Raw genomic sequence first — 24,645 nt, 5'->3', positions numbered from 1 at the left:
GACGCTCCGGCGCTGATCAAGTGAAGGTGTGTCGGCTCATGGGCAGGCTGCGCACCCGTTGCCCGGTCAGCGTTGCCACCGCATTGGCGACAGCGGGCGCGACAGCGGGCAAAGGTGGTTCACCGATGCCGCCCATTTTTTCTCCACTCTCGACAACACGCACGTGGACCCGGGCCATCCGCGCAGGCGGCAGGATCGGATACAGGTCGTAGTTGCGCGCGCGCGGTTTGCCATCAATCCACACGGCTTCCTCCACCAGGGTCTGCGACAGGCCCAGCGCCACCGCGCCATTGACCTGCGCTTCGACAATCGCCGGATTGACGATGCTGCCGGGGTCGATTGCCTGCCAGATATCGTGCACCTTGACCTGACCGTTCTCGATGGAGACCTCGGCGATCACCGCCGTCTGGGTACCGAACGGCGACGCCATCGCCACGCCTCGCGCACGTTTGCTGCCGTCCGCCGCGGTAAACGGCCCGCGCTTCCAGCCACCCGACAGCTCGCCCACTGCTTGCAGCAGCGTGGTCAGTCGACGGTTGTCGCGCAGCAGGTGCAGGCGCAGTTCGAACGGGTCCTTGCCGCCCTTGTCAGCCAGTTCGTCAAGGAACGACTCATAGAAGAAGTCGTTGAGCGAGTTGCCCACCGAACGCCAGTAACCAAGCATCGCCGGGCCTTTGGCGTAGATCTGCGCGATGCGCTTGTTGGGGATCGCGTAGGACTTGCCCGATAAGCCTTCAAGCGCAGTAGGGTCGAGCTTTTCACCCTGCTTGCCGGCAAGCGCCTCGGTCGGACCTTCGGTGGCGCTGATTGCTTCGATCGCCAGCGGCCAGCCGTCGTTGTCCAGTGCACCGCGGAAATTCACGGCGGCTACGGGGCGCAGCACGTCGCGCAGGAACTCTTCCTCGCGGCTCCAGATCAGTTTGACCGGGCGGCCAACCGCCTTGGACAACTCGATCGCCTGCGGGTAGGGGCTGGCGGCGTCGTAGAGGAAATGCCGACCGAAGAAGCCCCCCAGCAATGGCGAATGCAAGGTAATCCGCGACGGGTCCAGCCCCGTGCGTTTGGCGATGTCCGCACGGAACATGTCCGGCGCCTGATTCGGCAGCCAGACTTCCAGCGAACCATCGGGATTGAATCGGGCCAGCGCCGACGGCGGCTCCAACTGGCCGTGGTTCAGGTACTGATTGTGGTAGGTGGCGTCGATCCGGGTCTTGGCACTTGCCAGAATTGCAGCCACGTCGCCTTCATTTTCATCATCCTTGGCCGGGCCTTTGTCTTCAGCCAGGCGCTTGAGCCAGGCATCGCTGGAAAAGTCGGCGGGCATCGGTCGTACCTTGCTGTCGGCCGTAGGTTCCTGCCAGTCGACCTGAATCGCTTCCACTGCACGTTTGGCGTGCCACCAGCGCTCGGCGACCACGGCCACGGCACCCGGCAGACGATGCACGGAATGCACGCCTTTCATCGCCTTGACCTGCTCTTCGTTACGCAGATTGCCCACCGTCATCCCCAGACGCGGGGCATGTTGAACGGCGGCATGCAGCATGTCGTCGACCTTCAGGTCGATGCTGTAGAGCGCCTTGCCCGTGGACTTGTCGTAGGCATCGACGCGCTTCACCGGTTTGCCGATCCAGCGGAACTGGCTCGGATCACGCAGCTGCACCGAGGCCGGATCGGGAACCGGCAGATCCATGGCGTGCTCGGCCAGTGCGCCGTAGGCCACCGAGCGGCCCGACTTCGCGTGCACGACTTTGCCGGGTTCGGTGCTCAGTTCGCTCACCGGCACCCCCAGTTGCTGCGCGCCGGCCTGCAGCAGCATGGCGCGGGCGAGGGCGCCGAGGCGGCGCATCACCGGGTAACTCATGCGCACCGACATGCTGCCGCCGGTGATGCGCATGCCGTTTTCCATCACCACATAGGCTTCGCCGGGCGGCGCGGCTTCGACCAGGAAAGTCGTCGGGTCGGCATCCAGCTCTTCACCGACGATCTGCGCCATCGCGGTGAAGGTACCTTGTCCGCCCTCCATGAACGGGCAGAGCAGGCGCACGCGGTTGTCCGGGCGGATTTCCAGAAACGCCGGGACCTGCGTGCCGCGCTCGGCAGTCGCGGCCGCCGCTGCCGCTTGCACGCGCGTCACACCCAGCGGCAGACCGAAGCCAAGCACCAGTGCGCCGACGGCGGTGCCGGCCAGGAAACGTCTGCGCGACACGTTGATTGGTTCGTGCAGAGCCAGTGCCGAGGCTTCCTGAGCAGGATCGATACGCACGTTCATCAGGCGTCTCCCTTGCCGGCCAGCTCATGCACGGCGGCATGAATGGCGTTGTATGTGCCGCAGCGGCACAGGTTGACCATCGCCGCTTCGATCTGCGCGTCACTTGGCTTGGGGTTTTGCTTGAGCAGCGCCGTGGCGGCCATCACCTGCCCGGACTGGCAGTAGCCACATTGGGCGACCTGCAGGTCGACCCAGGTCGAGACCACTCGTTTGCCCACTTCATCGGCCTCGATCGCCTCAATGGTGGTGACCTCGCGGCCTACCACACCGGCCACCGGCGTGACGCACGAGCGCACGACATTGCCGTCCACCAGCACCGAGCAGGCGCCGCACTGCGCCAGTCCACAGCCGTACTTGGTGCCGGTCATGCCCAGGTCATCGCGGATCACCCACAGCAGGGGCGTATCGGCGTCGGCATCGACCTGATAGGTTTTCTGGTTGATTCGTAGTTCCATGGTTCACCCGCTCGATCATCGGTTGACGTGCATTTTTATAGGCGGTGAAACGCGGCGTGGCGCCTCACCGGTGACGCGTGTTCTTTGCTCAGCTTGCCGCGTTGCCCAGTGCTTCTGCGGCGAAGGGTTCACCGCGCAGCAGCGCGATGTCACGACTGGGTGCGGTGCCGTACAGGCGTGCGTATTCGCGGCTGAACTGCGAGGGGCTTTCGTAGCCGACCGCAAACGCCGCGCGCGAAACGTCCAGACGTTCCATCAACATCAGCCGGCGGGCTTCGTTCAATCGCAGCCACTTCTGGTACTGCAGCGGACTCATGCCGGTGAGCTGGCGGAAATGGTGGTGAAAGGTCGGTGCGCTCATCTGCACCCGCGCCGCCAGTTCATCGATGCGCAGCGCCGCGCTGTAGTTGACCTTGAGCCAGTCGATGGCTTTGGCGATGCGATAACCCTGGCCATCGACGGCAGTGATCTGCCGCAGCCGCGCACCTTGATCGGTATTGAGCAGCCGATAGTGGATTTCCCGCAGCACCAGCGGCGCCAGCAGCGGGATTGCCTCAGGCTCATCGAGTAATGCCAGCAGGCGTTCGAGCGCGCCTTGCAGCGCGCACGACATGTCGCCAATGCCAGCGCCTGCACCCGTGGATGAATGCCGCTTGGCCGGCAGGCCAACCTTGGTGATGACCTCGGCGAGCATGCTCACATCCAGTTTCAGCACCAGCCCGACACAGGGCTGTTCGGGGCTGGCAACCAGCACTTCGGAGTTGGCGGGCAGATCCAGTGAGGTGACCAGAAACCGCGAAGGGTCATAGCTGTAACCTTCACCCCCGACCCACAAGCGCTTTTCCCCACGGCCCACCAGAATCAGGCTCGGCTCGATCATGCACACGGCCGGTGGCGCCGGCTGATCGCGACGAAACAGCGACAGCCCGGGTATGGCCGTGGGGAAGTCACCCGGCACGCTCACGCGCGGGTTAATGTTCAACGCCAAAGGTGACTTGTGGCGCAGCGGGGTAGTGATCATGTCGGGCAACTCCTGATGATCGAACTCTAGTCCGCTGAACAGACGTTTCCTATACATCACCCTGCATCCTCAGAGGATCAGGCAAGCATTCAAGAGGAATGCACTAGGGCAGAGGTCAATCGACCGGGAGAATGTGTCAAACCATTACAGGATTGCCGCGATTCGACAACGCGATCCTGACGCCTCTCGCAATACAGGTAGTTCCCATGACTCCCCTTTCTACAGAACAACGCGGCTGGAGCGCCGTGCTGGCCATGTCGTTGGCCGCCTTCGCGCTGGTCGCTTCAGAATTCATGCCGGTCAGTCTGCTGACGCCGATTGCCGCCGAACTGCACATCAGCGAAGGCCAGGCCGGGCAGGGGATTTCCGTGTCCGGGGCGTTCGCCCTGGTGACCAGCCTGGTGATTGCAGCGGTCGCTGCTCGCGTCGAGCGCAAGAAGCTGTTGCTGGGTCTGACCTTGCTGATGATCGTCTCGGGTACGGTAGTCGCGTTCGCGCCGGGCTACCCTTCGTTCATGTTCGGGCGGGCCTTGATCGGTATCGCCATCGGCGGTTTTTGGTCGTTGTCGGCGGCGACCGCAATGCGTCTGGTACAGCCTGATCAAGTGTCCCGGGCACTGGCCATCGTCAACGGCGGTAACGCGCTGGCAACGGTCATTGCCGCTCCGGCGGGGAGTTTCCTCGGCGCGTTGATAGGCTGGCGCGGCGCATTCTTCTGTGTGGTTCCGGTCGCTGCGCTGGCGGCCGTGTGGCTGCTGATCAGCCTGCCGTCCTTCAAGCTCGAGCGTCAGGCCGGTAGCGGCAATGCCCTGCGGTTGATGAAGCAATGGCCGGTCGCCTTGGGGATGGTCGCCGTCAGCGTATTTTTCATGGGGCAGTTCATGCTGTTCACTTACCTGCGGCCCTTTCTGGAGGTCGTCACCGGGGTCAGCGTTGCAACCCTGTCGTTGATGCTGCTGGGGCTGGGGCTTGCGGGTTTCATCGGGACCTTTGTGATTGAACGATTCCTCGGCACCGGCCTGTACCGCACGCTCACGGTTATTCCGCTGATCATGGCGGTGATTGCACTGGCCCTTGTGAACTTCGGCGCATCGCCGTTGCTCAGCGCAGTGCTGCTCGGACTGTGGGGGCTGGTCGCCACGGCGGCTCCCGTTGGCTGGTGGACATGGCTGGCGCAGACGCTCCCGGAGGATGCCGAAGCCGGGGGCGGCTTGCTCGTGGCCATTGTTCAACTGGCTATCGCAGCCGGGGCCATTGTCGGTGGCCTGGCATTTGATCTGAGCGGCTATAAAGCCACCTTCGAGCTGAGCGCTGCGGTGTTGGTGGTTGCGTCGGTGCTCGCGTGGTTAGCGGGGCGCAGTGCAACTGAGGTTCATCTTGTCGAGTCGAATGTGACCGGTTGAGAGAAGTGATTGCGGAGTTGGCAGCTCAGCTCCAGCAGCGGACTTGCCAATGACACTAAGTGTCATATAGTCTTTCGCGCATCACTCATCCGGCCCTTACCAAGGATTTCCAATGAACGTTCATTTCGTGGTTCACGAAGCATTCGAATCGCCCGGCGCCTATGAGACCTGGGTTCGCGAACGTGGCCATGAAGCGAGCTATTCGCGCGTTCATGCGTTTGACGCGTTGCCTGCGAGCGTCGAGAACATCGACCTGCTGGTGGTGTTGGGCGGTCCGCAATCGCCGGCGACGAGCAAAGAGCAATGCCCGCATTTCGATGCGGCCGCCGAATGCGATCTGATCGTCAGAGCGATCAACGCGAACAAGGCAGTGGTCGGCGTTTGCCTGGGTGCGCAATTGCTCGGCGAAGCGCTGGGCGCCACACATGGCCATAGTCCGGAAAAGGAGATCGGCAATTTTCCGATCACCTTGACGGAGGCGGGCAAGAGCAACGCCAAGGTTGCGCACTTCGGCGATGTGCTCGAAGTGGGGCATTGGCACAACGATATGCCGGGGCTGACGGCGCAGGCGAAGATCCTTGCCGTCAGTGAGGGCTGCCCGCGTCAGATTGTCGAGTACAGCGATCTGGTCTATGGCTTCCAGTGCCATATGGAGTTCACGACGGAGGTCGTGGAGCGCTTGATTGCCGCGTCCCGCGACGAGTTGGCGGCGGCGGTGGATCGGCGTTTCGTTCAGCAGCCGGCGATGCTACGAACCAATGCTTATGAGGAGATGAACCTGAAACTGTTCGAGTTCCTCGACAAGCTGGTTGCGCAGTATCAGCAGCAACGCAAGGGCTAGGAATACCGGGCCAGACGATGACGCCAGTTGCCACCGTGAGTGCGTTGGCATTCCTCTTCGGAGTCGAAACGCACGTTGCGGTCTGAAACAGGCACATCGATGTTGGCCTCATGCAGAGCAGTGGCCGTCAGTTCATGGATGCGTGCCTTGGCGTCAGTCAGGGCGAGATTTTTGTCGGCCTCGGTTTCGAACACCCAGATGACTTTCAGGGTTTGAGCCAACGCGTTCAAATCAGCGGTGTGGGTGAGCCAGGTGAAACCTTTGATTTCGCCTTTTGCGGTCTCACACGCGTCGGTGAGCGTGGCAATCAAGCGCCGCTCGATTTGCGCCAGTTCACGTTTTCCTGGGGGCATTGCAGATCCTTCGGTGACAGTGGTGGTGTGGAGATGGGTTTATCCGGTGGGTCTTGCGAAACAGGGCATTGCGCGTCGCACACTCATGTTGCTGTGGGAGCGGGCTTGCTCGCGAAAGCGGTAGGTCTGTGATGTCAGTGTTGACTGACCCGGCGCCTTCGCGAGCAAGCCCGCTCCCACAAAGATTGCTGTGATCCCGGATCCCTGTGGGAGCGCGGCGTCAATCCAGATCGCTGGCCTGATGCCGTTCAGGAACCTGGCTGGCCTCGTCACCCCAGGTGCGATTGACGCGCTGGCCACGGATCACCGCAGGGCGTTGGGCGATTTCTTCTGCCCAGCGCTGCAAGTGGGTGTAATCCTGTGCCGATAGAAATTCAGCCGCCGAATACACGTTATTGCGCACCAGTTGCCCGTACCACGGCCAGACCGCGATGTCGGCGATGGTGTAGCTGTCGCCGGCCAGGTAGCGGCTCTCGCCAAGGCGCCGGTCAAGCACATCAAGCTGACGCTTGGCTTCCATGGTGAAGCGGTTGATCGGGTATTCGAGCTTCTCCGGCGCATACGCATAGAAGTGCCCGAAGCCGCCGCCCAGATAAGGCGCCGCGCCCATTTGCCAGAACAGCCAGTTCAGGGTTTCCGTGCGACCGGCGGGATCTTTCGGCAGGAAGGCGCCGAATTTTTCCGCCAGATACAGCAGGATCGAACCGGATTCGAACACCCGAGTCGGTGGCTGTGTGCTGCGGTCGAGCAGCGCTGGAATCTTCGAGTTCGGATTGATCTCGACAAAACCGCTGGAGAACTGATCCCCCTCGTTGATGCGGATCAGCCACGCGTCGTACTCTGCCTCGGTATGCCCCAGTGCGAGCAATTCCTCCAGGAGGATGGTCACCTTCACGCCGTTGGGCGTCGCCAGCGAATACAGCTGCAGCGGATGCTTGCCCACCGGCAACGTCTTTTCATGGGTCGGCCCGGCAATCGGGCGGTTGATGTTGGCGAACTGGCCGCCGGACGGCGCTTCGTGTTTCCAGACTTTGGGCGGTACGTAGGGCACTTTACTCATGAAATGGGCCTCATCGTGGGTGTGCCGAGGGATACCTCGACAGGTATCAGACTCGACAGCATAAACGCTCTACCTCAGGACTGTGCAACCCCGGGAATCATCAAACACGCCGCTAGACCAATCAGTGCCGTACCAATCACCTTGTCGATGAGCCGCTGTTTTTCCAGCATCCGGCGGCGTAATCGATCCGTTGAGAAAAACAGTGCAACCAGGCTGAACCACGCCCAGTGCGTGAACGACATGAACAAGCCATAGGCGAAGTTTGCTGTCAGGGAACTGCCTGGCTCCACCACCTGGCTGTACGCCGCCACCACGAACAGCATGGTTTTCGGATTCAGTGCATTGGTCAGAAAACCTGAGCAGAACACTTTCCAGGCGCGGGGTGCCGAAGCGCTCGCATCGGCAAATATCAGCACCGATTTATTGGTAAAGGATTTGATGCCCAGATAGACCAGGTAACCGGCACCCAGCAGCTTCATCATCCAGAACAGTACCGGCGATTGAGTAATGATCAGCGCCACCCCGAACACGGTGTAGAACACATGAACCTGCACGCCGCAGGCAATGCCCAGCGCAGCCAGCAAACCGCTTCGCCGGCCATAGGCGTAACTGTTGCGGGTGACCATGGCAAAGTCCGGCCCTGGACTGATCACGGCCAAAATGGTGATCGCGATTACCAAAAACAACTCGTTCATTCCTGCTCTCTCCATGACGATATTTGCGCTACTCGAATTCACAGATGTCGAGCTTCGATCTGTACCAACGACCAACAGTGGTTGATGGGAATCTGCTCTAGCGGCCTCGAGCGGCAACATGATGGAGAAGTGTCTTCGGCAAAAAAAACGATTTATAGTCGCGAAAATCTGTGAGAAATCATCGCCTATATGAACCTTCCTCCATTGGCTGCCTTTCGCTTCTTCAATACCGCCGCCCAGACCCAGAGTTTTGTAAAAGCTGCCGAGCTGCTGCACGTTACCCACGGTGCGGTCAGCCGCCAGGTGCGCTTGCTGGAGGAGGCGCTCGGCGTGGAATTGTTCGAGCGGCGCAATCGGGCGATCTTTCTCAACCACGCCGGGCGCTTGCTGTTCAATGTCACCGCGCCGATGTTCGAACAGTTGGAAAGCGCTGTTTATCGTCTGCAACGCGAAGTCCACGATGACGTGCTGGTGGTGTCCTGCGAGCCGACCATCGCCATGAAATGGCTGATCCCGCGCTTGCCTGACTTCCACAGCGCACACCCACAGTTGCAGGTGCAATTGCTGACGGCCGGCGGGCCCATCGACTTCGCCCGTTCAGGGGTGGATCTGGCGATCCGCCGTGACGATTTTCATTGGGACGAGACCGTGCATGGGGTGACCCTTTGTGGGGAGTGGATCGGCCCGGTCTGCGTGCCGTCCAGTCGTCCTGCAAGCGATCATTTGCGCGGTGCCTGCATGCTGCGCAGCAAGACGCGCCCACAGGCGTGGGATAACTGGCTTCGACTGGCCGACATGATCACGGTGCAGGTCAGTCGGGTCGACTACGAACACTTCTATCTGTGCATTCAAGCGGCGTTAGCGGGGCAAGGGATCGCCATGGCGTCGTTTCTGATGGTTCAGGACGAGCTCAAATCCGGCCAATTGATCGCGCCTTTCGGCTTCATTCGCGACGGCTCGAGTTATTGCCTGTTATCGCCGCAACCCTTTGAGCAGAGCACCAATGCCATGGTTTTCCGCGAGTGGATCACCCAGCAGATGAGCGCCTGTAGCCGGCAGTTTGAGGGGGCTGATGATTCGCCCGGCGCTATTTAGTGATGCTGCCCTGACGCAGGTCCGCGCAAAAAATATCAACGCTGCCATCGGTCGCCGCCGTGCGCACTACCACGGAGTAATTGCCGGATAGCAATGGCGACAGGGCCACCGGCGCGCTCCGGGAAAACGTCCAGCCACGAATCGCCTGTCGTTCGGTATTGACCCTGTCGTTCAACGCATAGGCCACCGCTCCGGGTTGCTGGCAACTGCCCTTGTTGACGAAGGCATAAAGGCGCAAGGGCAGTGAGGCACCGCTCGGCGCGCCGCTGATGAAGAAGTTGAAGTTGGTTTGCTGGCCCCAGTCAGACAGCGTGACATTGCCGATCTGCCCGGTGTTTTGACGGGTGGCGGTCAACGGCAGGTTCACGCTGGAGCCGGATGAACCGGCGCATCCGGCAAGGGCGGTTGCTATCAGGATTGCTGTGAGTGGAGTGGTGAGCTTCATTACCGATCTCCTGAGTTGAGAGGCTGCAATGAGCCAGTTAAGCAGATCGGCATGCCGGTATGCGCCGCGGCTCAAGGCGCTTGCATCGGCCAGCGTCTGTTCAGGTGTTCAGTTAGATAATCCATGAAAGCTCTGACCTTCGGCGTCATCGCTGCTCGCTCCTGCACGCAGGCGTAGATGTCCATCGGTTCGACATAAGCGTGAGCCTCCCCCTGGAGATTTTCAAACAGTGGCACCAGTTGACCGCTCTCAAGATAGGGCGCTGCGACGAATTCGGCCAGGCGCGTAACGCCTGCGCCGTTGACTGCCATTTGCGTCAGAACATCGATGTCGTCGCTGATGGCGGTGGCGTTGATCGGGGCGTCGTAGTGCTCGCCGTTGCGGAGGAAACCCCAGCGCAGAAAACGCCCGTCCAATGGATAACGGAACGCCAGGCAGGCATGGTGTTGCAGGTCTTGCGGTGATTGCGGCATGCCGGCGCGTTCGAGGTAGGCGGGGGCGGCGCAGAAGATGAACGGCAGGGAAACAATCCGGCGCGCGACGATGCCGTCTTCCAGTTGCGGCTTGATCCGCAGGCTCAGGTCGATGCCGTCCTGGATGTGATTGATCTTGCCGTTGGTGGTCGACAGCTCGACCAGCAGGCGCGGATGCAGCGCGGCGAAACCTGCGAGTAACGGCGCCAGGACGTGGCGGCCGAATGCGCTGGTGGAGGCGATGCTCAAACGCCCTTGCAGTTCGCTTTCATCGCTGACGATCGCACTTTGCGCCGACTCCAGATCAGCCGCGATGCGTCGGACCTTTTCGTAATACAGCGCACCATTTTCGGTGAGGGCCATGCGGCGGGTGGTGCGTTGCAGCAGGCGAACACCGAGGTGCGTTTCGAGGCGATTGAGGGTCTGGCTCACCGCGGCCGCACTGACACCCAGCGTCTTGGCGGCGCCGACGATGGAGCCGGCTTCGACCACTTTGATAAAACTGGCAATCGCCGCCAACAGATTCATCCGTGTCCCGCCGCATGGGTTTGATTCGTAAGTTGTGCTTTATAAAGTACCTGTGGCGGGACGTCTAGTTGCGCGCAGGGGGGCTTTGCTAAGGTGCCGACTCCCTGCCAACGGATGGAAAAGCCCTATGAATCAAAGAACCACCACCGATGCCTTATATCTCGGTCGGCGCAAGCTATCGCCGCGAGCGACGCCCTATGTGTTTGCGTTGTACATGGCGACGATCATGGCGTTCCTGATGTCGCTGGTGATCACCGCCGCCAATTCCGGGATTGATAACGACTACCTGAGTAATGCGTTGCACGCTTACAAGCTGGCAATGCCGGTGGCTTTCCTTTGCATCCTCGTGGTGCGGCCGATTGTGATCAAACTGGTAGCGCTGACGGTGCATCCGCATCGTTGATGCGTGCCTCAGAAAAACTCGTCGAGCAACTGATAGAAAGCGACTTTTCGCAGATCCGGTTGCACCCCATAAGCCTCGAAAAATGCCGGCACCCATTGCTCGCCGAGGTTGTAGGCGATGCTGTGGGCTGTCAGTGCAAGGTCCTGGAAACGGTCGGAAACGCCCAGCCGCCCGCAGTCGACGAAACCGCTGAAGCGACCGTGGTCGACGAGCAAGTTGGGCAGGCACGCGTCGCCGTGAGTCACCACCAGGTCTTCGCTGTCCGGGCGTGCGGCCAGCATCTGCTCGAACAGCGCTTTGGCGCTTTGGCCGAGGCGTGAGTCGTCGAAATCCTCTTCGTCGATCAAACCGGCCAACAGGTGCTCTCGGGCCAGGGCGATTTTCGCGTCGAGGCGATGATCGAATGGGCAGTCTTCAATGTTGATCGCATGCAGCGTGCGCAAGGCATTCGCCGCCAGCGAGACGATTTGCTGCGGCGTGAGATGTTCGCTGCTGGCGAGATCGCGTCCCGGTACAGCGGTCATCAGCAACCAGAAGCGCTCGCTTTCTTCGACGCTGTCGAGCACGCGCGCCGCCGGCAGATCCTGCTCCGCCAGCCATCGCAGGCGCTGCACTTCGCCAGGCAATTCGGAGAAGCTGATACGCGGCTCCGATTTGACGAACAGCGGCGCTGATCCGGCGGGCGTCAGGCGGAACACATCGGCGCGGGATTCGCCGATGGTTTGCTGTTCGTAGCGGGTGTCAGCGAAACGCTGGCGCCATGTCTGTGGCAGATCCATTTTCATTCGTCCCTTGTGGCAGTGGGCGCCAGTGCGCCTTCAAGAATTCGATAAACACTTTGACCTTGCGCGTGTTGCGCCGGTGGGCCAGGTACAACACGTAAATCCACGGGCCGAATGCGCTTGGCTCGCGCCAGTACTCGGGCATCACTTCCACCAGTTCGCCGCTAGCCAGATACGGCGCGGCGCTCCATTGCGGCAGAAACTGCAGGCCCTGGCCCTTCAGCAGGCAGGCCAGCAGGAAGTCGTAGTTGTCGCTGGCCACGCGTGGACTCGGCTGGGTCAGGCGAATCCTCCGGTCACCTTGCTTGACCCACCAGAAATGCCGGTTGAGCAGCGGGTGACGAAAGATCAGCCAGTCGTGCTGCTGATAGTTGTCCAGTGACACCTCCTGACCCTTGCGCGCCAGATACGTCGGGCTGGCGCACAGCACCACCCGATTCTCGACGATGGGTTGGGCGATCACGCCCGGCAGATCGATCGGGCCGTCACGCAGCGCCAGATCGTAACCGCCATCCACCGGATCGTCATAGCTGTCACTCAAGTCGACTTCCAGATGCACCTGCGGGTGGGCGTCGAGAAAGCGGCAGCAGACGTCGTTGAGAAACGCCGGGGCGAAGGAGGGCGGTGCGGTGATGCGCAGGCCGCCGCTCAATTCGTGCCTGAGCTGTTCGACACCCTCGCAGGCCAGTTGCAGTTGCATCAGCGCCTGTCGCGCGCCATCCAGATAAATCCGTCCGGCCTCGGTCAACGCCATGCGTCTGGTCGTCCGGTCGAACAGCCGCGTGCCGAGCTCTTCTTCCAGTTGCGCCACGGCTTTGGTCAGGGCCGACGGAGTCTTGCCGAGTACCTCGGCGGCGCGGCTGAAATTGCCGTGTTCGGCGGTGGCGACGAACATCGTCAGGGCACTCATCTTGTCCATTGATCTATTCCTGCTGGGCACAGAAGTTGTGCGCGAGGTGGCATTCAGTTATCGCCAAGGCTTGGATAGGCTTGCTCGCAGCCTAACAAAAATAACGAGAAGCCTCATGAAGCAGCTACTGACCCTGATGGTGTCATCGGCACTGGCCTGTGCCTCACTGGAAAGTCTGGCGTCCGCCGATCTGATCCTGCACGACGCCAAGGTCTACACCGCCGAACCCGGCCAGCCCTTGCAGCAAGCGGTCGCGGTGGAGAACGGCAAGATCCTCGCCGTGGGCACGGATGCGCAGGTGATGCGCCTGAAGACGCTGGCCACGCAAGTGATCGACCTGCACGGCAAAGTGCTGATGCCGGGCTTCATCGACTCGCATTCCCACACGATCAAGGGCGGTCTGCAGATGTTGCAGGCCAACCTCGACGGGCAACTGTTGCCGCTTGATCAACTGGAACAACGCCTGCGCCAATGGCGTCAGGACGGCAAGGCGCAGCGTGGGGATTTCCTCAGTGTCGGCGGGTTGCCGTCGACCTACTGGAGCGATATCGCCGCCCTCGAGCAGCGTTTCAATCAGGGCGAATGGGCGAACCAGCCGATCCTCCTGCTGGGCTGGGATCTGCACACCGGCTGGGCCAATCGGGCGATGCTTGAACGCGCCGGCGTCACGGCAGAGAAAGTTAAAACGCTCAAGGGCGAAGAGCAGGCAACCATCGGCCATCACTCCGACGGCAGCCCGGATGGCTTCCTCGTCGATGCCGGACTGTACCCGGTGCAGGCCTTGCTGCCGCCGCCGACCGCTGACACCCTACTGGCCGCTGGGCGTGCGGCGTTGAACTATTACAAGAGCTTGGGGATCACCGGATGGATGGACCCGCTCGCCAACGAAGTCCCGGGCAGTGACGTTACCAACACCTCGCTCGGTGTGTTGCCGACCTACAAAAAACTCTCGGAAAACGGCGAACTCACCGCCCACGTCGCGGCACTGTTGATGGCGGATTCCAAGGCCAGACCGGCCGACCTCGATGAGCTGGACAAGGTGCGCCAACAGTTCCTCGGAGTCAGCAATCTGACCTTGCCGGGGATCAAGATTTTCGCTGACGGCGTGGCCGAAGCGCCGGCGCAAAGCGCGGCGATGCTCGAGCCATACCGCAACTCGAAAAAGACCGGTGAGCTGCTGATCGACCCGGCGCACTTCGGCGAGTTGGTCAGCGCTGCCGATGCCCGTGGCTGGCTGGTGCACATCCACGCCATCGGTGATCGCGCGGTGCGTGAGTCGCTTAACGGCATCGAGCAGGCGCGCAAGGATCGTCAGAGTGGCATCGCCCATTCGATTACTCACCTGCAAATGGTCAATCCCAAGGAGTTCGCTCGTTTCAAGGCGCTGAATGTCATCGCCTCGATGCAGATGTTCTGGGCTGCCGCCGACGAGTCGAGCATGGACCTGGTCAAGCCTTACGTCAGCGCGATGGCCTTCATGTACACCTATCCGGCGCGCTCGCTGTTGAAGAACGGCGCGACCATCGCCGGTGCCAGCGACTGGCCGATCACCACCCCGGAGCCGTGGAAGGCGATCTATCAGGCCGTCAGCCGTAAAGGCCCGAAAGGCGTGCTCAACGCCGCCGAAGACATCGACCGCCAGGTCATGTTCCAGGCCTACACCCTCAACGCGGCCAAGGTGCTGCGCCTTGAGGACCAGATCGGTTCGCTCAAGCCCGGCAAGCAGGCCGACATGATCGTCCTCGACCGCGATGTGTTCACCGTCGAACCCGCCGCTCTGCGCGACACCCAGGTGCTCAACACTTGGTTCGCCGGTCGCGAAATCTACCGCCGTAAACCGTGACGGCAGACCTTCAAAACGACAACAAGGAAATCTTTTCGTGAATGTTCATTGCTTAGTCACCGACACCCGCAACCCACAGATTCGCGGGCAGCAGATTGGCACCACCTGGGCCGCGCAGATCCGCCAGACGGTGGCGCTCTATCTGGATTTCTTCAATCAGGTCGGTGTTCCTCTGGCACAGGTGCAGGCCATCGGTGAAGCCAGTCTGCAAACCCTCCAAGGCTGGTGCCCGAGCCTCGCCGAAGAGCTCGTCGCCACTGCTGAAGGTGCCGGGGTGCCGCTTTGGCAGCTCGCCAGTCTGAATGCTCGTACCGAGATTCTCGCAGTAATGCCGGCGTCCACCGAAGGCGAGTGTTCGACCGCCGTGTTCGCCCCCCACGGCGCATTGCCGCCGCGCAGCATCCAGACCTGGGACTGGCACGATTCGCTGGTGCCCAACGGGCTGATTCTGCAACTGACCACGGCCGCAGTCATGACGGTCAAGCTGTTCACCGAGTTCGGCATGCTCGGCAAGATCGGCGTCAACAGCGCCGGGCTGGGCCTGCACTTCAACATCCTGCATCACGTCAGTGACAATGGATCTGCCGGGGTGCCGGTACATGCGATTGCCCGGCGCATCCTTGAAGAAGCCAGCAGCGTTGACGAAGCGATTGCGCTGGCGCGTTCAGCGCGGGTCAGTGCCTCCACGGTGCTGACCGTGTTCTCCCGCGAGGATTCAAGCCCGCGTGCGGTGAGCATCGAAATGTCGCCGGTCTTCACCGCTGTGGTGCGCCCCGATGCCGAAGGCTGGATCACCCACACCAACCATTTCCTCGATCCCGAACTGAGCCTCGGCGAGCGCACACCGGATGCCTCGACGACGTACGCGCGTTTCGATCACGTCAACGCGGCGCTGCAAAACATGGTCAGTGGCAACCTGAGCCATCGGGCAGACGCCATGTGCGGCGAGGCGGGTGAAGACGCGCCGATCTGCTTCCACCCGGATCTGAGCATGCCGGCGACCGAACGCTGGGAGACTCTGCTGACCATCGGCATCGACACCGAGAACAGCGTCCTCGAATACGCCGCCGGCAACCCCAAACAACTCGCCCGAAACGGCTATCTGCGTTTCTGAATCGCGGCCTCCAATAAAAACAAAACGAGCAATGCACATGGCTACCGAGATTGATCGCAAGAGCGGTTCCCCGTCAGCGCTGAGGACGTTTTTCGTCTCCGGCATGGGCACCGCCCTGGAGTTCTATGACTTCGTGATATACGGCACCGCCGCCGCGCTGGTGTTTCCCAAAGTGTTCTTCCCGCAGATGGATCCGCTGACCGCGACGCTGGTGGCGTTCGGCGCCTTTGGCGCCGGGTTCTTCGCCCGGCCCCTTGGCGGCATGGTGTTCGGGCATTACGGTGACAAACTCGGCCGGCAGAAAATGCTGGTGATCACGCTGCTGCTGATGGGTTTGAGCACGCTGTTGATCGGGTGCCTGCCGGGCTATGCCACCCTCGGCGCTGGCGCACCGGTGTTGTTGGTGCTGCTCAGGCTGGTGCAGGGCTTTGCCGCCGGTGGCGAGTGGGGTGGCGCGGCGTTGTTCGGTATCGAGTCGGCGCCGCCCGGGCGTCGTGGTCTGTGGGGCAGTTTCACCAGCATGGGCATCGGTATCGGCGGGATTCTCGGTGCCGGGGTGTTCGCGATTGTCAGTGTCGCGTCACACGATGACCTGGCCGGATTTGCCTGGCGCATTCCATTCTGGCTCGGTGGCGTGCTGGTGTTGATCGGTCTGTATGCGCGCCTGCACAAACCGCTCGAACAACCCGCCGAACCGCAGGCCCACTTGCGCATGCCGCTGCTTGAAGCGCTGCGTGCGCGGCCCAGAGCCATGCTGTTGTGCACCGGCATCGCTTTCGGCTACGTGACCATCGCCTACATCGGCAGCACGTTCTTTCTGTCGTATGCCACGCAATTGGGCTATGGCAGTACCGATGCGCTGGTATTCGACTTGTCGCTGTCGATCGCCATCGTGATCACCGCGCCGTTGTTTGCCTTGCTGTCCGACCGGATCGGCCGCCGCCAGGTGATGATCCTCGGCGCGCTGATCATGGCTCTCGGCTTCTTTGCGTTTTTCCCGCTGGTCGGCCTCAAGAGTCTGCTGATTTCTACCGCTGCCTATATCTCTATCGGTGCGTTCATGGGCGCGACGCAGGGGCCTATTCCGGCCTTTCTGGCTGAACAGTTTCCGCGGCACATGCGCTATTCGGGAATGTCGGCGGCCTATCAGATCGGTGCGGCGCTGGGCGGCGGCACCGCTTCCAGCGCGGCCACAGCGATTCTGATCGCCAACAACCACAACGCGTTCGGGGTGGCGGTTTACGGCGCGGTTGCGCTGGGTATCGTGGCGCTGTGCTCGTTTCTTCTGAAGGAGACGGCGCACCTGAGCCTTGCCCAAATCGATGAGGCCGAGTGGTCGCAGGTTGTACCCGTCGCCACTGGCTAATGGCAAAAAAAATCGAAACTTCGCGCTCTTCCCGGCTGTCCAGACCCTTGTACTTCCCGGCGGATGTTTCGCCGGGAAGGCCTCATGCATCGGTGACAGGCGAGGAACGAGATGACGACGACAGTGGGAGATTTTCTGGTTGAGCGGCTCAGTCAATGGGGCGTCACGCGGATTTTTGGTTATCCGGGAGACGGCATCAATGGCGTGTTCGGCGCGCTCGCCCGAGCCAATGGCAAGATCGAATTCGTTCAGGCCCGGCACGAAGAAATGGCCGCGTTCATGGCTTCGGCCCACGCCAAGTTCACCGGCGAATTGGGTGTGTGCATTGCCACTTCAGGCCCCGGCGCTACGCACTTGATTACCGGGCTGTACGACGCCCGCATGGATCACCAACCGGTGCTGGCGATTGTTGGTCAGCAGGCGCGTACCGCACTCGGCAGCCATTACCAGCAGGAGCTGGACCTGGTCTCGATGTTCAAGGATGTGGCCGGGGCTTTTGTGCAGCAGGCGTCGGCGCCGTCGCAAGTACGACATTTGCTCGACCGCGCCGTGCGCACAGCGGTTGGCGAGCGGCGGGTGACAGCGATCATCCTGCCCAATGATTTGCAGGATCTTGAGTACGAGCCACCGGCGCGGGCGCATGGCACCGCGCACTCTGGCGTCGGTTACACCAAGCCGAAAGTGCTGCCCTACGAGGCGGATCTGCAGCGCGCCGCCGACGTTCTGAACAGCGGTGAAAAGGTTGCGATTCTGGTCGGCGCCGGCGCGTTGCAGGCGACGGATGAAGTGATCGCCATCGCGGAAAAACTCGGTGCTGGCGTCGCCAAGGCGTTGCTCGGCAAGGCTGCGCTGCCGGACGATTTGCCGTGGGTCACCGGCAGCATTGGTCTGCTGGGCACCGAACCGAGCTACAAGATGATGAACGAATGCGACACCTTGCTGATGATTGGCTCGGGTTTCCCCTATGCCGAATTTCTGCCCAAGGAAGGTCAGGCGCGCGGCGTGCAGATCGACCTGCAACCCGACATGCTCAGCCTGCGTTATCCGATGGAGGTCAATCTGGTTGGTGACTCCGCCGAAACCCTTGCTGCGTTGCTGCCGTTGCTCGAACAGAAGACCTCGCGCAAGTGGCGCAAAAAGATCGAAGGCTGGCGCGGCAGCTGGGAAAAGACCCTGGAAAAGCGTGCCATGGCCAAAGCCACACCGATCAATCCACAGCGGGTGGTGTATGAACTGTCACCGCGTCTGCCGGATCAGGCAATCATCACCAGCGATTCGGGCTCCTGCGCCAACTGGTACGCCCGTGACCTGAAAATCCGCCGGGGCATGCAGTGTTCGCTGTCCGGCGGACTGGCTTCGATGGGGGCTGCCGTGCCGTACGCGATTGCCGCCAAGTTCGCCCATCCCGAGCGCGCGGTGATTGCCCTGGTGGGGGATGGCGCGATGCAGATGAACAACATGGCCGAGCTGATCACCGTCGCCAAATACTGGCGCCAGTGGGACAGTCCGAAGTGGATCTGCGCGGTGTTCAACAACGAGGATCTGAATCAGGTCACTTGGGAGCAACGAGTGATGGAGGGCGATCCGAAGTTCGAAGCCTCGCAGAGCATCCCCGATGTGCCGTATCACCTGTTCGCCATTTCCATCGGCCTGAAAGGGATTTTCGTCGACCGCGAAGAGGACGTTGCCGCCGCCTGGGAGCAGGCATTGGCTTCGGAGGTGCCGGTGCTGATCGAGTTCAAGACCGATCCCAACGTACCGCCGTTGCCGCCGCACATCACGCTCCAACAGGCGAAGAAATTTGCCACGACCCTGCTCAAGGGCGACCCGGACGAGGCGGGCGTCATCGTGCAAGCCGCCAAGCAGGTGCTGGCGAGCGTCCTCCCCGGCAAAAAATAACCGCATAGGAGCTTCGCCGTGCCCCAAATCTGTGAACGCCGCTGAAACCTGTGGGAGCGGGCTTGCTCGCGAAAGCGCTGTGTCATGTGCAGAAGTTGTGGATGTATCGACGCCTTCGCTGGCAAGCCAGCTCCCACAGGTGTTTCGTCGTCCCCCAAATTTGTGAACGCCGCCGAAATTGTGGGAGCGGGCTTGCTCGCGAAGGCGGTGTGTCAGGCGCCGCGATTGTGGATGTGTCGACGCCTTCGCTGGCAAGCCAGCTCCCACAGGTGTTTCGTCGTACCTCCAATCTGTGAACGCCGCCGAAATTGTGGGAGCGGGCTTGCTCGCGAAGGCGGTGTGTCAGGTGCAGCGATTGTGGATGTGTCGACGCCTTCGCTGGCAAGCCAGCTCCCACAGGTGTTTCGTCGTACCCCCAATCTGTGAGCGCCGCCGAAACTGTGGGAGCGGGCTTGCTCGCGAAAGCGCTGTGTCGGCGCAGCGATTGTGGATGTGTCGACGCCTTCGCTGGCAAGCCAGCTCCCACAGGTGTTTCGTCGTACCTCCAATCTGTGAACGCCGCCGAAATTGTGGGAGCGGGCTTGCTCGCGAAGGCGGTGTGTCAGGCGCAGCGATTGTGGATGTGTCGACGCCTTCGCTGGCAAGCCAGCTCCCACAGGTGTTTCGTCGTACCCCCAATCTGTGAACGCCGCCGAAATTGTGGGAGCGGGCTTGCTCGCGAAGGCGGTGTGTCAGGCGCCGCGATTGTGGATGTGTCGACGCCTTCGCTGGCAAGCCAGCTCCCACAGGTATTTTGTCGTACCCCAAATTTATGAACGCCGCCGAAACTGTGGGAGCGGGCTTGCTCGCGAAGGCGGTGTGTCAGGTGCAGAAGTTGTGGATGTGTCGACGCCTTCGCTGGCAAGCCAGCTCCCACAGGTATTTCGTCGTCTCCCAAATTTGTGAACGAAGACCGTGGAGATTTTCATGCGTGAAGCGGCGAAGGTGCTTTTTTGATGTTCATCGGTTGCGCAGGCTGGAGTCTGGGGCGTGAGTATTGGCCGCAGTTTCCGGCCGAGGGCACGCATCTGCAGCGGTATGCGGCACGGTTCGACTGTGTGGAAATCAACAGCTCGTTCTATCGCCCGCATCGGCGCGAGACGTATGCACGCTGGGCGGATTCGGTGCCGCCGGGGTTTCGTTTTTCGGTGAAGGTGCCTAAGCAGATCACCCATCAATTGCGTTTGCAGAACTGTGAGCAGGCGCTGGATGAGTTTCTCGGGCAGTGCGAAGGCCTGGCCGATCGGCTGGGGTGTTTGCTGGTGCAACTGCCGCCGTCGCTGGTCTTTGAACCGGCAAGTGCAGAGGCGTTTTTCGTGGCGTTGCACCAACGCTTCGCCGGTGACGTGGTGTTGGAGCCACGGCATGAATCGTGGGTGATGGCGGAGCCGATGCTGCACGCTTATCGTATCGCCCAGGTGGTGGTCGATCCATCGCGAATCAGTAACGATGGCTCGGCGCAGGGCTGGGCGGGTGTGCGCTATTGGCGACTGCATGGCGCGCCACGGATTTATCACAGTGCTTATGAGCTGCCTTATCTGCAGCAGCTTGCGCAGAACATGCAGCTCTGCGCTGCTGAAGGCGCCAGCGTCTGGTGCATCTTCGACAACACCGCCAGTGGCGCTGCGTTGGGCAACGCGATGACACTGGCGGCGTTGACCGGGCCTGAATCAGGCTGACAAGTGCTCGTACAAAATGGTCGCGCCGACGATCATCAGCACCACACCACCGACGATTTCCGCACGCTTGCCGACCACCGCTCCGAGTACCCGGCCAAGCATCACGCCGATGGTCACCATGGTCATGGTTGCCACGCCGATGGCCGCTGCGGCCACCCAGATGTTCACATCGACAAACGCCAGACCGACGCCGACTGCTAGGGCGTCAATGCTGGTGGCGAACGCGGTGACTGCCAGAATCAGGAACGAATGCTGGCCGGGTTTTTCTTCTTCCTCGTCTTCGTGTTTCAGGCCGTTGTAGATCATGTGCAGACCGAGAATCAGCAGCAGGGTGAAGGCGATCCAGTGGTCCCATTCGGCGACCCATCGGGTGGCGGCCTGACCGATCAGCCAGCCGATGATCGGGGTGATGGCTTCGATCACGCCGAAGATCAGGCCGGTGCGAAGTGCTTCGGTCAGACGTGGTTTGTGCAGGCTGGAGCCTTTGCCGATGGCCGCGGCGAACGCGTCCGTGGACATGGCCAGAGCGAGGAATATGAGGGAAACAGGATTCACGGGGGCACACTTCCAGTCGGGCTATGAGTCAACGACACAACCACACGCCCGACTTTAGGCATGGATGTGTCGTCGGTCTCACCAACCAAAAGGTGTTCGTACCACGGCATGTTGCCGAGAATGTTGATACGAACGCTTCCGAGGGACTCGGAAACAGGCTACTCCCCAACGAGGCTGCGGATCTTATTTGGGCAAACATGAAAATTTTGTCAAAAGCATCGAGGCGATCGATAAACACCAGACTCTGTGGCGAGGGAGCTTGCTCCCGCTGGGCTGCGCAGCAGGCCTTCTGCTGTTCGGCAAAGAAAGGGCCGCTGCGCGCCTCAGCGGGACGGTGCGACGATTCGACAAGCTCCCTCGCCACAATGCTCGTGCAGGGTCCGGGCGATGTTAGTGACTCGAGAGCTCATTGATCCGCAACTGCGCACACAACCCGCCCTGCGGCCGGTTGTACAGCTGCAGCGTGCTGCCGATCTTGCCGACGATCATCTGCACGATCGCCAGCCCCAGTCCCGCGCCGTTACCGTGGCCGTGGCTGTAGAAACGCTCGAACAGCCGCGCGTATTCCTGCTCGTTGATACCGGGGCCGGCGTCCTCGACGCTGATGTACACCGCGCCGCCCGCCTGCGGTTGCACCTGGACCCGCACCTCGCTGCCCGGTGGGGCGAAGTTCAGGGCGTTGGTCACCAGGTTCTGCAAGGCGATGGCGAGGGCCACCGGGTCGGTGTCGACCGGGCAGTGGTGGTCGCTGTCGAGGATCAGTTCGACGTCTTTTTCCAGGGCCAGCGGTGCCAGTTCGGCGAGTTCTTCGCGCACCAGTTCGGTCAGTTCCACGCTGCGGGTTTCGGGATTGGCCAGGTGCGGTTCGATGCGCGCCATGGTCAACAATTGACTGGCGATACGCGTCGCCCGATCCACCGCGCTGACCAGATACTCCAGCGCTTCTTCGCGTTGTTGCGGGGTCGCCGCCAGTTGCGCGTTTTGCGCGTGGATTCGCAGAATCGCCAGCGGTGTGCGCAGCTCATGGGCGGCGTCGGCAATGAAGCGCCGCTCCCGGGCCAGCAGATTGTCGATCTGTTGCAGCAGACGATTGAGCGCGGTCTGCATCGGCTCCAGATCGTGGGGCAGGGGGCTGAGGTGCAGCGGTTTCAGGGTTTCAGTGTCACGTCCGCGAATGCTCTGCGCCATCGCGCGCAGCGGTTGCAGGCCCCAGCCGATGGTCAGCCAGATCAGCGCGGCCAGCAGCGGGACGCCGATCAGGCTCGGCCACAACGTGTGGCCGACGATGCGCTCGATCAGGTCCTGACGGATGTCGTCACGCTCGCCGACCCAGATCAGCAGCCCCTGTTGCGGATCCTTGAGCAGGAACGCACACCAGTCGCGGCCGTTCTCCATCAGGTCATGCGAGCCGAGAGTGGTCGGCGGTGCGGCAAGCTCCGGCGCTTCGGCCGAGCGCACCAGCAATTGGCCGTCGCTGCGCCAGACCTGAAAGGTCAGACGGGTTTCGTATGGGTGCGCGGCCTCGCCGTCACCGACCCGGCTCATCGCTTCATCGAAGGCCTGATAGAGCCGGCTCCAGTCGTTGTCGCCCGGCGCGCGCTGGGCCAGCACGCCTTGCAGCAGGCGGGCACTTTGCGCCAGTTGGGCATCGTAGACCTCTTCGATTTCATGATGACTGTCGCGCAGCACCAGCCAACTGATCAGCAGATCGCCGATCAATACCAGAATCAGCACCGGCACCAGAATCCGCGCACGTATGGAAATCATGGCTTGAGCTCCACCACATAGCCGACACCGCGCACGGTGCGGATCAACTCGCTCGAAAGTTTTTTGCGCAGGTTGTGGATCAGCACTTCAAGGGTGTTGCTCTCGACCCGGTCCTGCCAGCCATACAGCGCCCGGGACAGACGTTCGCGGGTGACGACCTTGCCGGGGCGGGCCATCAGTTGATGCAGCAGTTGATATTCCATCGGCGTCACCACCACGTCGGTGCCGTGCCAGGTGACCTGCTGCGTGACCGGATCAAGGCACACGCCGGCATGCTCGAGCACCGGTTGCGCACGGCCCTGACTGCGGCGCAGCAACGCGCGGATGCGCGCTTTCAGTTCATCGACGTCGAACGGTTTGATCAGGTAGTCGTCGGCGCCGGCATCCAGCCCGGCGATACGTTCGGCGGTGCCGTCGCGGGCGGTGAGGATCAGCACCGGCAAGTCCTGCTGCTCGCCGCGCAAGCGTTGCAGCAGCGTCAGGCCGTCGAGCCGTGGCAGGCCGAGGTCGAGCAGCAGCAAGTCGAAGCTCTCACTGCGCAGGGCGTGCAGGGCGCTGACCCCATCCTGCAACCAGTCGAGGGTGTAGCCTTCGCTGCCGAGGGCAACGCGAATGCCTTGACCGAGGGCGCGATCATCTTCGACCAGCAATAGGCGCATAACGGATTCTCTTGAGGAAACACGGCGGTTGACCGGCGGCATCATGCCGCTGTGCAGCCGGCTGTGGCAGCTGACCCGACGGGAAAGATGTAACGACTCGTTGCCAACTAAGCTTCGACTAAGGTTGCTTTTGCACAGTGAGGCCTTCCTCATCGAGCGAGAGTGTTTCCATGCGCAAACTTCTGCTGTTGTCCCTCATCGTTGCCAGCCCGCTGGCCATCGCCGGCCCGCAATGCACCACCGCCGAACGCTCGCAATGGCAAGACCAGAAAGCCTTTCAGGAACAACTCAAGGCCCAGGGCTACGAGATCAGCAAGTTCAAGGTTACCGACGGCAACTGCTACGAGATCTACGGCTTCGACAAGGACAAGCGCAAGGTCGAGATCTACCACGACCCGGTCAGCGGCAAAGCGGTGAAAACCGAGATCAAGGGCTGATGCCGAGCGCGTCCCTGCGCCTGTGGGACCCCGTGGTGCGGCTGTTTCATCTGTCCATCGCGGGCGTCTTCGTCGCCAATTACTTCTTCAATGAAGCGGGTGATGACTGGCATGTGTGGCTCGGCTATTACGCCATGGGCTGGCTGCTGGTGCGGCTGGTGTGGGGATTTGTCGGGCCGCGCAGTGCGCGTTGGGCGGATTTCTGGCCGACGCCGACGCGGCTGTTCGCCCATGCGCGCTCGTTGATTGCCGGACGGCCCGAGCATCGTCTTGGGCATTCGCCGATGGGTGCACTGGTGATGGTTTTGATGCTGCTGGCAATGTTCACCGCTGGCGTGAGCGGTTGGGCCATGGAAGAGGTCGATGCCTTGTGGGGCGCCGACTGGCCGTTGCAGGTGCACGAAACCGCTACCGACATCCTGTTGGTGCTGGTCTGCCTGCACATCGCCGCCGCGCTGTTCGAAAGTTTTCTGCTGCGCGACAACTTGCCGTTGTCGATGCTCACGGGACGCCGGCGCCGCTTGCCGGACGATCTGCCGCGCTGACAAGGATGT

General features: G+C 61.6%; 24 protein-coding genes and 1 riboswitch. Of the genes, 11 read left to right on the top strand and 13 right to left on the bottom strand.

Annotated features, from left to right (window positions below):
• Nucleotides 1–16: 16 nt before the first annotated feature.
• From M0814_RS01810 to M0814_RS01800, 3 genes are all read right to left on the bottom strand, one after another.
• Nucleotides 17–2,269, bottom strand: coding sequence for a molybdopterin cofactor-binding domain-containing protein (locus M0814_RS01810; protein WP_103484142.1), 2,253 nt, complete (start codon nucleotides 2,267–2,269; stop codon nucleotides 17–19).
• Complete coding sequence (locus tag M0814_RS01805) at nucleotides 2,269–2,724, bottom strand: (2Fe-2S)-binding protein (protein WP_011333895.1); 456 nt, start codon at nucleotides 2,722–2,724, stop codon at nucleotides 2,269–2,271. The genes M0814_RS01810 and M0814_RS01805 overlap by 1 nt, the downstream gene beginning before the upstream one ends.
• Nucleotides 2,725–2,812: 88 nt before the next feature.
• A complete protein-coding gene (locus M0814_RS01800) occupies nucleotides 2,813–3,745 on the bottom strand; it encodes an AraC family transcriptional regulator (protein ID WP_103484141.1) in 933 nt (310 codons plus the stop codon).
• Nucleotides 3,746–3,951: 206 nt separating this feature from the next.
• On the opposite strand from M0814_RS01800, the gene M0814_RS01795 reads away from it, so the two are divergent.
• Together M0814_RS01795 and M0814_RS01790 are read left to right on the top strand one after the other, a co-directional pair.
• Entirely contained in the window at nucleotides 3,952–5,148 is a 1,197-nt protein-coding gene (locus M0814_RS01795) for an MFS transporter (RefSeq protein ID WP_103484140.1), read from the top strand.
• Between the two features lie 112 nt (nucleotides 5,149–5,260).
• Nucleotides 5,261–5,989 carry a type 1 glutamine amidotransferase gene (locus M0814_RS01790; RefSeq protein ID WP_103484139.1) on the top strand — a complete coding sequence of 243 codons (729 nt, stop codon included), beginning with the start codon at nucleotides 5,261–5,263 and terminating at the stop codon, nucleotides 5,987–5,989.
• On the opposite strand, the gene M0814_RS01785 is transcribed toward M0814_RS01790, so the two are convergent.
• The 3 genes from M0814_RS01785 to M0814_RS01775 all read right to left on the bottom strand — a co-directional run bounded on the left by M0814_RS01785 (nucleotide 5,986) and on the right by M0814_RS01775 (nucleotide 8,097).
• Nucleotides 5,986–6,342: a hypothetical protein gene (locus M0814_RS01785; protein ID WP_103484138.1), complete on the bottom strand. Its 357-nt coding sequence runs from the start codon at nucleotides 6,340–6,342 to the stop codon at nucleotides 5,986–5,988. The two genes, M0814_RS01790 and M0814_RS01785, sit on opposite strands and share 4 nt — an antisense overlap.
• A 220-nt stretch (nucleotides 6,343–6,562) precedes the next feature.
• Entirely contained in the window at nucleotides 6,563–7,402 is an 840-nt protein-coding gene (gene yghU, locus M0814_RS01780) for a glutathione-dependent disulfide-bond oxidoreductase (protein WP_103485878.1), read from the bottom strand.
• Between the two features lie 74 nt (nucleotides 7,403–7,476).
• Nucleotides 7,477–8,097, bottom strand: a complete 621-nt coding sequence (locus tag M0814_RS01775; RefSeq protein ID WP_103485879.1) for a LysE family transporter — start codon at nucleotides 8,095–8,097, stop codon at nucleotides 7,477–7,479.
• A gap of 189 nt (nucleotides 8,098–8,286) precedes the next feature.
• Here M0814_RS01775 and M0814_RS01770 point away from each other — a divergent pair, with 189 nt between their 5' ends.
• Nucleotides 8,287–9,192, top strand: coding sequence for a LysR substrate-binding domain-containing protein (locus tag M0814_RS01770; RefSeq protein WP_103485880.1), 906 nt, complete (start codon nucleotides 8,287–8,289; stop codon nucleotides 9,190–9,192).
• On the opposite strand, the gene M0814_RS01765 is transcribed toward M0814_RS01770, so the two are convergent.
• Both M0814_RS01765 and M0814_RS01760 read right to left on the bottom strand, forming a co-directional pair.
• Nucleotides 9,185–9,637, bottom strand: a complete 453-nt coding sequence (locus M0814_RS01765; RefSeq protein WP_103485881.1) for a hypothetical protein — start codon at nucleotides 9,635–9,637, stop codon at nucleotides 9,185–9,187. The two genes, M0814_RS01770 and M0814_RS01765, sit on opposite strands and share 8 nt — an antisense overlap.
• Nucleotides 9,638–9,708: 71 nt before the next feature.
• Nucleotides 9,709–10,638, bottom strand: coding sequence for a LysR family transcriptional regulator (locus M0814_RS01760; protein WP_103485882.1), 930 nt, complete (start codon nucleotides 10,636–10,638; stop codon nucleotides 9,709–9,711).
• Nucleotides 10,639–10,765: 127 nt separating this feature from the next.
• On the opposite strand from M0814_RS01760, the gene M0814_RS01755 reads away from it, so the two are divergent.
• Nucleotides 10,766–11,041 (top strand): DUF2798 domain-containing protein, encoded by a 276-nt coding sequence (locus tag M0814_RS01755; RefSeq protein ID WP_103485883.1) that lies wholly within the window; start codon nucleotides 10,766–10,768, stop codon nucleotides 11,039–11,041.
• Nucleotides 11,042–11,049: 8 nt separating this feature from the next.
• On the opposite strand, the gene M0814_RS01750 is transcribed toward M0814_RS01755, so the two are convergent.
• Both M0814_RS01750 and M0814_RS01745 read right to left on the bottom strand, forming a co-directional pair.
• Nucleotides 11,050–11,820 carry an APH(3')-II family aminoglycoside O-phosphotransferase gene (locus M0814_RS01750; RefSeq protein WP_103485884.1) on the bottom strand — a complete coding sequence of 257 codons (771 nt, stop codon included), beginning with the start codon at nucleotides 11,818–11,820 and terminating at the stop codon, nucleotides 11,050–11,052.
• Nucleotides 11,783–12,742, bottom strand: coding sequence for a LysR family transcriptional regulator (locus tag M0814_RS01745; protein ID WP_103485885.1), 960 nt, complete (start codon nucleotides 12,740–12,742; stop codon nucleotides 11,783–11,785). The genes M0814_RS01750 and M0814_RS01745 overlap by 38 nt, the downstream gene beginning before the upstream one ends.
• A gap of 106 nt (nucleotides 12,743–12,848) precedes the next feature.
• On the opposite strand from M0814_RS01745, the gene M0814_RS01740 reads away from it, so the two are divergent.
• From M0814_RS01740 to M0814_RS01720, 5 genes are all read left to right on the top strand, one after another.
• Entirely contained in the window at nucleotides 12,849–14,576 is a 1,728-nt protein-coding gene (locus tag M0814_RS01740; protein ID WP_103485886.1) for an amidohydrolase, read from the top strand.
• Between the two features lie 37 nt (nucleotides 14,577–14,613).
• Nucleotides 14,614–15,690 carry a C45 family peptidase gene (locus M0814_RS01735; protein ID WP_103485887.1) on the top strand — a complete coding sequence of 359 codons (1,077 nt, stop codon included), beginning with the start codon at nucleotides 14,614–14,616 and terminating at the stop codon, nucleotides 15,688–15,690.
• Between the two features lie 37 nt (nucleotides 15,691–15,727).
• On the top strand, nucleotides 15,728–17,056 hold the full coding sequence (locus tag M0814_RS01730) for an MFS transporter (protein WP_103485888.1): 1,329 nt from the start codon (nucleotides 15,728–15,730) through the stop codon (nucleotides 17,054–17,056).
• A gap of 111 nt (nucleotides 17,057–17,167) precedes the next feature.
• Nucleotides 17,168–18,955: a thiamine pyrophosphate-requiring protein gene (locus M0814_RS01725; RefSeq protein WP_003225815.1), complete on the top strand. Its 1,788-nt coding sequence runs from the start codon at nucleotides 17,168–17,170 to the stop codon at nucleotides 18,953–18,955.
• A gap of 995 nt (nucleotides 18,956–19,950) precedes the next feature.
• Entirely contained in the window at nucleotides 19,951–20,673 is a 723-nt protein-coding gene (locus tag M0814_RS01720) for a DUF72 domain-containing protein (RefSeq protein ID WP_103483279.1), read from the top strand.
• Here the strand turns inward: M0814_RS01720 and mntP are convergent.
• From mntP to M0814_RS01705, 3 genes are all read right to left on the bottom strand, one after another.
• Complete coding sequence (mntP, locus tag M0814_RS01715) at nucleotides 20,665–21,228, bottom strand: manganese efflux pump MntP (protein WP_045122500.1); 564 nt, start codon at nucleotides 21,226–21,228, stop codon at nucleotides 20,665–20,667. The two genes, M0814_RS01720 and mntP, sit on opposite strands and share 9 nt — an antisense overlap.
• A 6-nt stretch (nucleotides 21,229–21,234) precedes the next feature.
• Nucleotides 21,235–21,407, bottom strand: a riboswitch (yybP-ykoY riboswitch).
• A 211-nt stretch (nucleotides 21,408–21,618) separates the two neighbouring features.
• Nucleotides 21,619–22,995: an ATP-binding protein gene (locus tag M0814_RS01710; protein WP_103483280.1), complete on the bottom strand. Its 1,377-nt coding sequence runs from the start codon at nucleotides 22,993–22,995 to the stop codon at nucleotides 21,619–21,621.
• Nucleotides 22,992–23,654 carry a response regulator gene (locus tag M0814_RS01705; RefSeq protein WP_003225808.1) on the bottom strand — a complete coding sequence of 221 codons (663 nt, stop codon included), beginning with the start codon at nucleotides 23,652–23,654 and terminating at the stop codon, nucleotides 22,992–22,994. Before M0814_RS01705 ends, M0814_RS01710 begins: the two co-directional genes overlap by 4 nt.
• Before the next feature lie 170 nt (nucleotides 23,655–23,824).
• Here M0814_RS01705 and M0814_RS01700 point away from each other — a divergent pair, with 170 nt between their 5' ends.
• Together M0814_RS01700 and M0814_RS01695 are read left to right on the top strand one after the other, a co-directional pair.
• Nucleotides 23,825–24,091: a PepSY domain-containing protein gene (locus M0814_RS01700; protein ID WP_003225806.1), complete on the top strand. Its 267-nt coding sequence runs from the start codon at nucleotides 23,825–23,827 to the stop codon at nucleotides 24,089–24,091.
• The gene (locus M0814_RS01695; RefSeq protein ID WP_103483281.1) at nucleotides 24,091–24,636 is read left to right on the top strand and encodes a cytochrome b/b6 domain-containing protein; all 546 of its coding nucleotides are present in this window, start codon (nucleotides 24,091–24,093) and stop codon (nucleotides 24,634–24,636) included. The genes M0814_RS01700 and M0814_RS01695 overlap by 1 nt, the downstream gene beginning before the upstream one ends.
• The last annotated feature ends 9 nt before the right edge of the window (nucleotides 24,637–24,645 follow it).

The organism is Pseudomonas sp. MWU12-2020, from assembly GCF_023100605.1.
Lineage (GTDB): Bacteria > Pseudomonadota > Gammaproteobacteria > Pseudomonadales > Pseudomonadaceae > Aquipseudomonas > Aquipseudomonas fluorescens_H.
This window is presented reverse-complemented; position numbering and strand designations above follow the sequence as displayed.

Coding starts and splice junctions, on each gene's coding strand:
- M0814_RS01810 (WP_103484142.1), bottom strand. CDS start 2,269: ATGAACGTGCGTATCGATCCTGCTCAGGAAGCCTCGGCACTGGCTCTG.
- M0814_RS01805 (WP_011333895.1), bottom strand. CDS start 2,724: ATGGAACTACGAATCAACCAGAAAACCTATCAGGTCGATGCCGACGCC.
- M0814_RS01800 (WP_103484141.1), bottom strand. CDS start 3,745: ATGATCACTACCCCGCTGCGCCACAAGTCACCTTTGGCGTTGAACATT.
- M0814_RS01795 (WP_103484140.1), top strand. CDS start 3,952: ATGACTCCCCTTTCTACAGAACAACGCGGCTGGAGCGCCGTGCTGGCC.
- M0814_RS01790 (WP_103484139.1), top strand. CDS start 5,261: ATGAACGTTCATTTCGTGGTTCACGAAGCATTCGAATCGCCCGGCGCC.
- M0814_RS01785 (WP_103484138.1), bottom strand. CDS start 6,342: ATGCCCCCAGGAAAACGTGAACTGGCGCAAATCGAGCGGCGCTTGATT.
- yghU (WP_103485878.1), bottom strand. CDS start 7,402: ATGAGTAAAGTGCCCTACGTACCGCCCAAAGTCTGGAAACACGAAGCG.
- M0814_RS01775 (WP_103485879.1), bottom strand. CDS start 8,097: ATGAACGAGTTGTTTTTGGTAATCGCGATCACCATTTTGGCCGTGATC.
- M0814_RS01770 (WP_103485880.1), top strand. CDS start 8,287: ATGAACCTTCCTCCATTGGCTGCCTTTCGCTTCTTCAATACCGCCGCC.
- M0814_RS01765 (WP_103485881.1), bottom strand. CDS start 9,637: ATGAAGCTCACCACTCCACTCACAGCAATCCTGATAGCAACCGCCCTT.
- M0814_RS01760 (WP_103485882.1), bottom strand. CDS start 10,638: ATGAATCTGTTGGCGGCGATTGCCAGTTTTATCAAAGTGGTCGAAGCC.
- M0814_RS01755 (WP_103485883.1), top strand. CDS start 10,766: ATGAATCAAAGAACCACCACCGATGCCTTATATCTCGGTCGGCGCAAG.
- M0814_RS01750 (WP_103485884.1), bottom strand. CDS start 11,820: ATGGATCTGCCACAGACATGGCGCCAGCGTTTCGCTGACACCCGCTAC.
- M0814_RS01745 (WP_103485885.1), bottom strand. CDS start 12,742: ATGGACAAGATGAGTGCCCTGACGATGTTCGTCGCCACCGCCGAACAC.
- M0814_RS01740 (WP_103485886.1), top strand. CDS start 12,849: ATGAAGCAGCTACTGACCCTGATGGTGTCATCGGCACTGGCCTGTGCC.
- M0814_RS01730 (WP_103485888.1), top strand. CDS start 15,728: ATGGCTACCGAGATTGATCGCAAGAGCGGTTCCCCGTCAGCGCTGAGG.
- M0814_RS01725 (WP_003225815.1), top strand. CDS start 17,168: ATGACGACGACAGTGGGAGATTTTCTGGTTGAGCGGCTCAGTCAATGG.
- M0814_RS01720 (WP_103483279.1), top strand. CDS start 19,951: ATGTTCATCGGTTGCGCAGGCTGGAGTCTGGGGCGTGAGTATTGGCCG.
- M0814_RS01710 (WP_103483280.1), bottom strand. CDS start 22,995: ATGATTTCCATACGTGCGCGGATTCTGGTGCCGGTGCTGATTCTGGTA.
- M0814_RS01705 (WP_003225808.1), bottom strand. CDS start 23,654: ATGCGCCTATTGCTGGTCGAAGATGATCGCGCCCTCGGTCAAGGCATT.
- M0814_RS01700 (WP_003225806.1), top strand. CDS start 23,825: ATGCGCAAACTTCTGCTGTTGTCCCTCATCGTTGCCAGCCCGCTGGCC.
- M0814_RS01695 (WP_103483281.1), top strand. CDS start 24,091: ATGCCGAGCGCGTCCCTGCGCCTGTGGGACCCCGTGGTGCGGCTGTTT.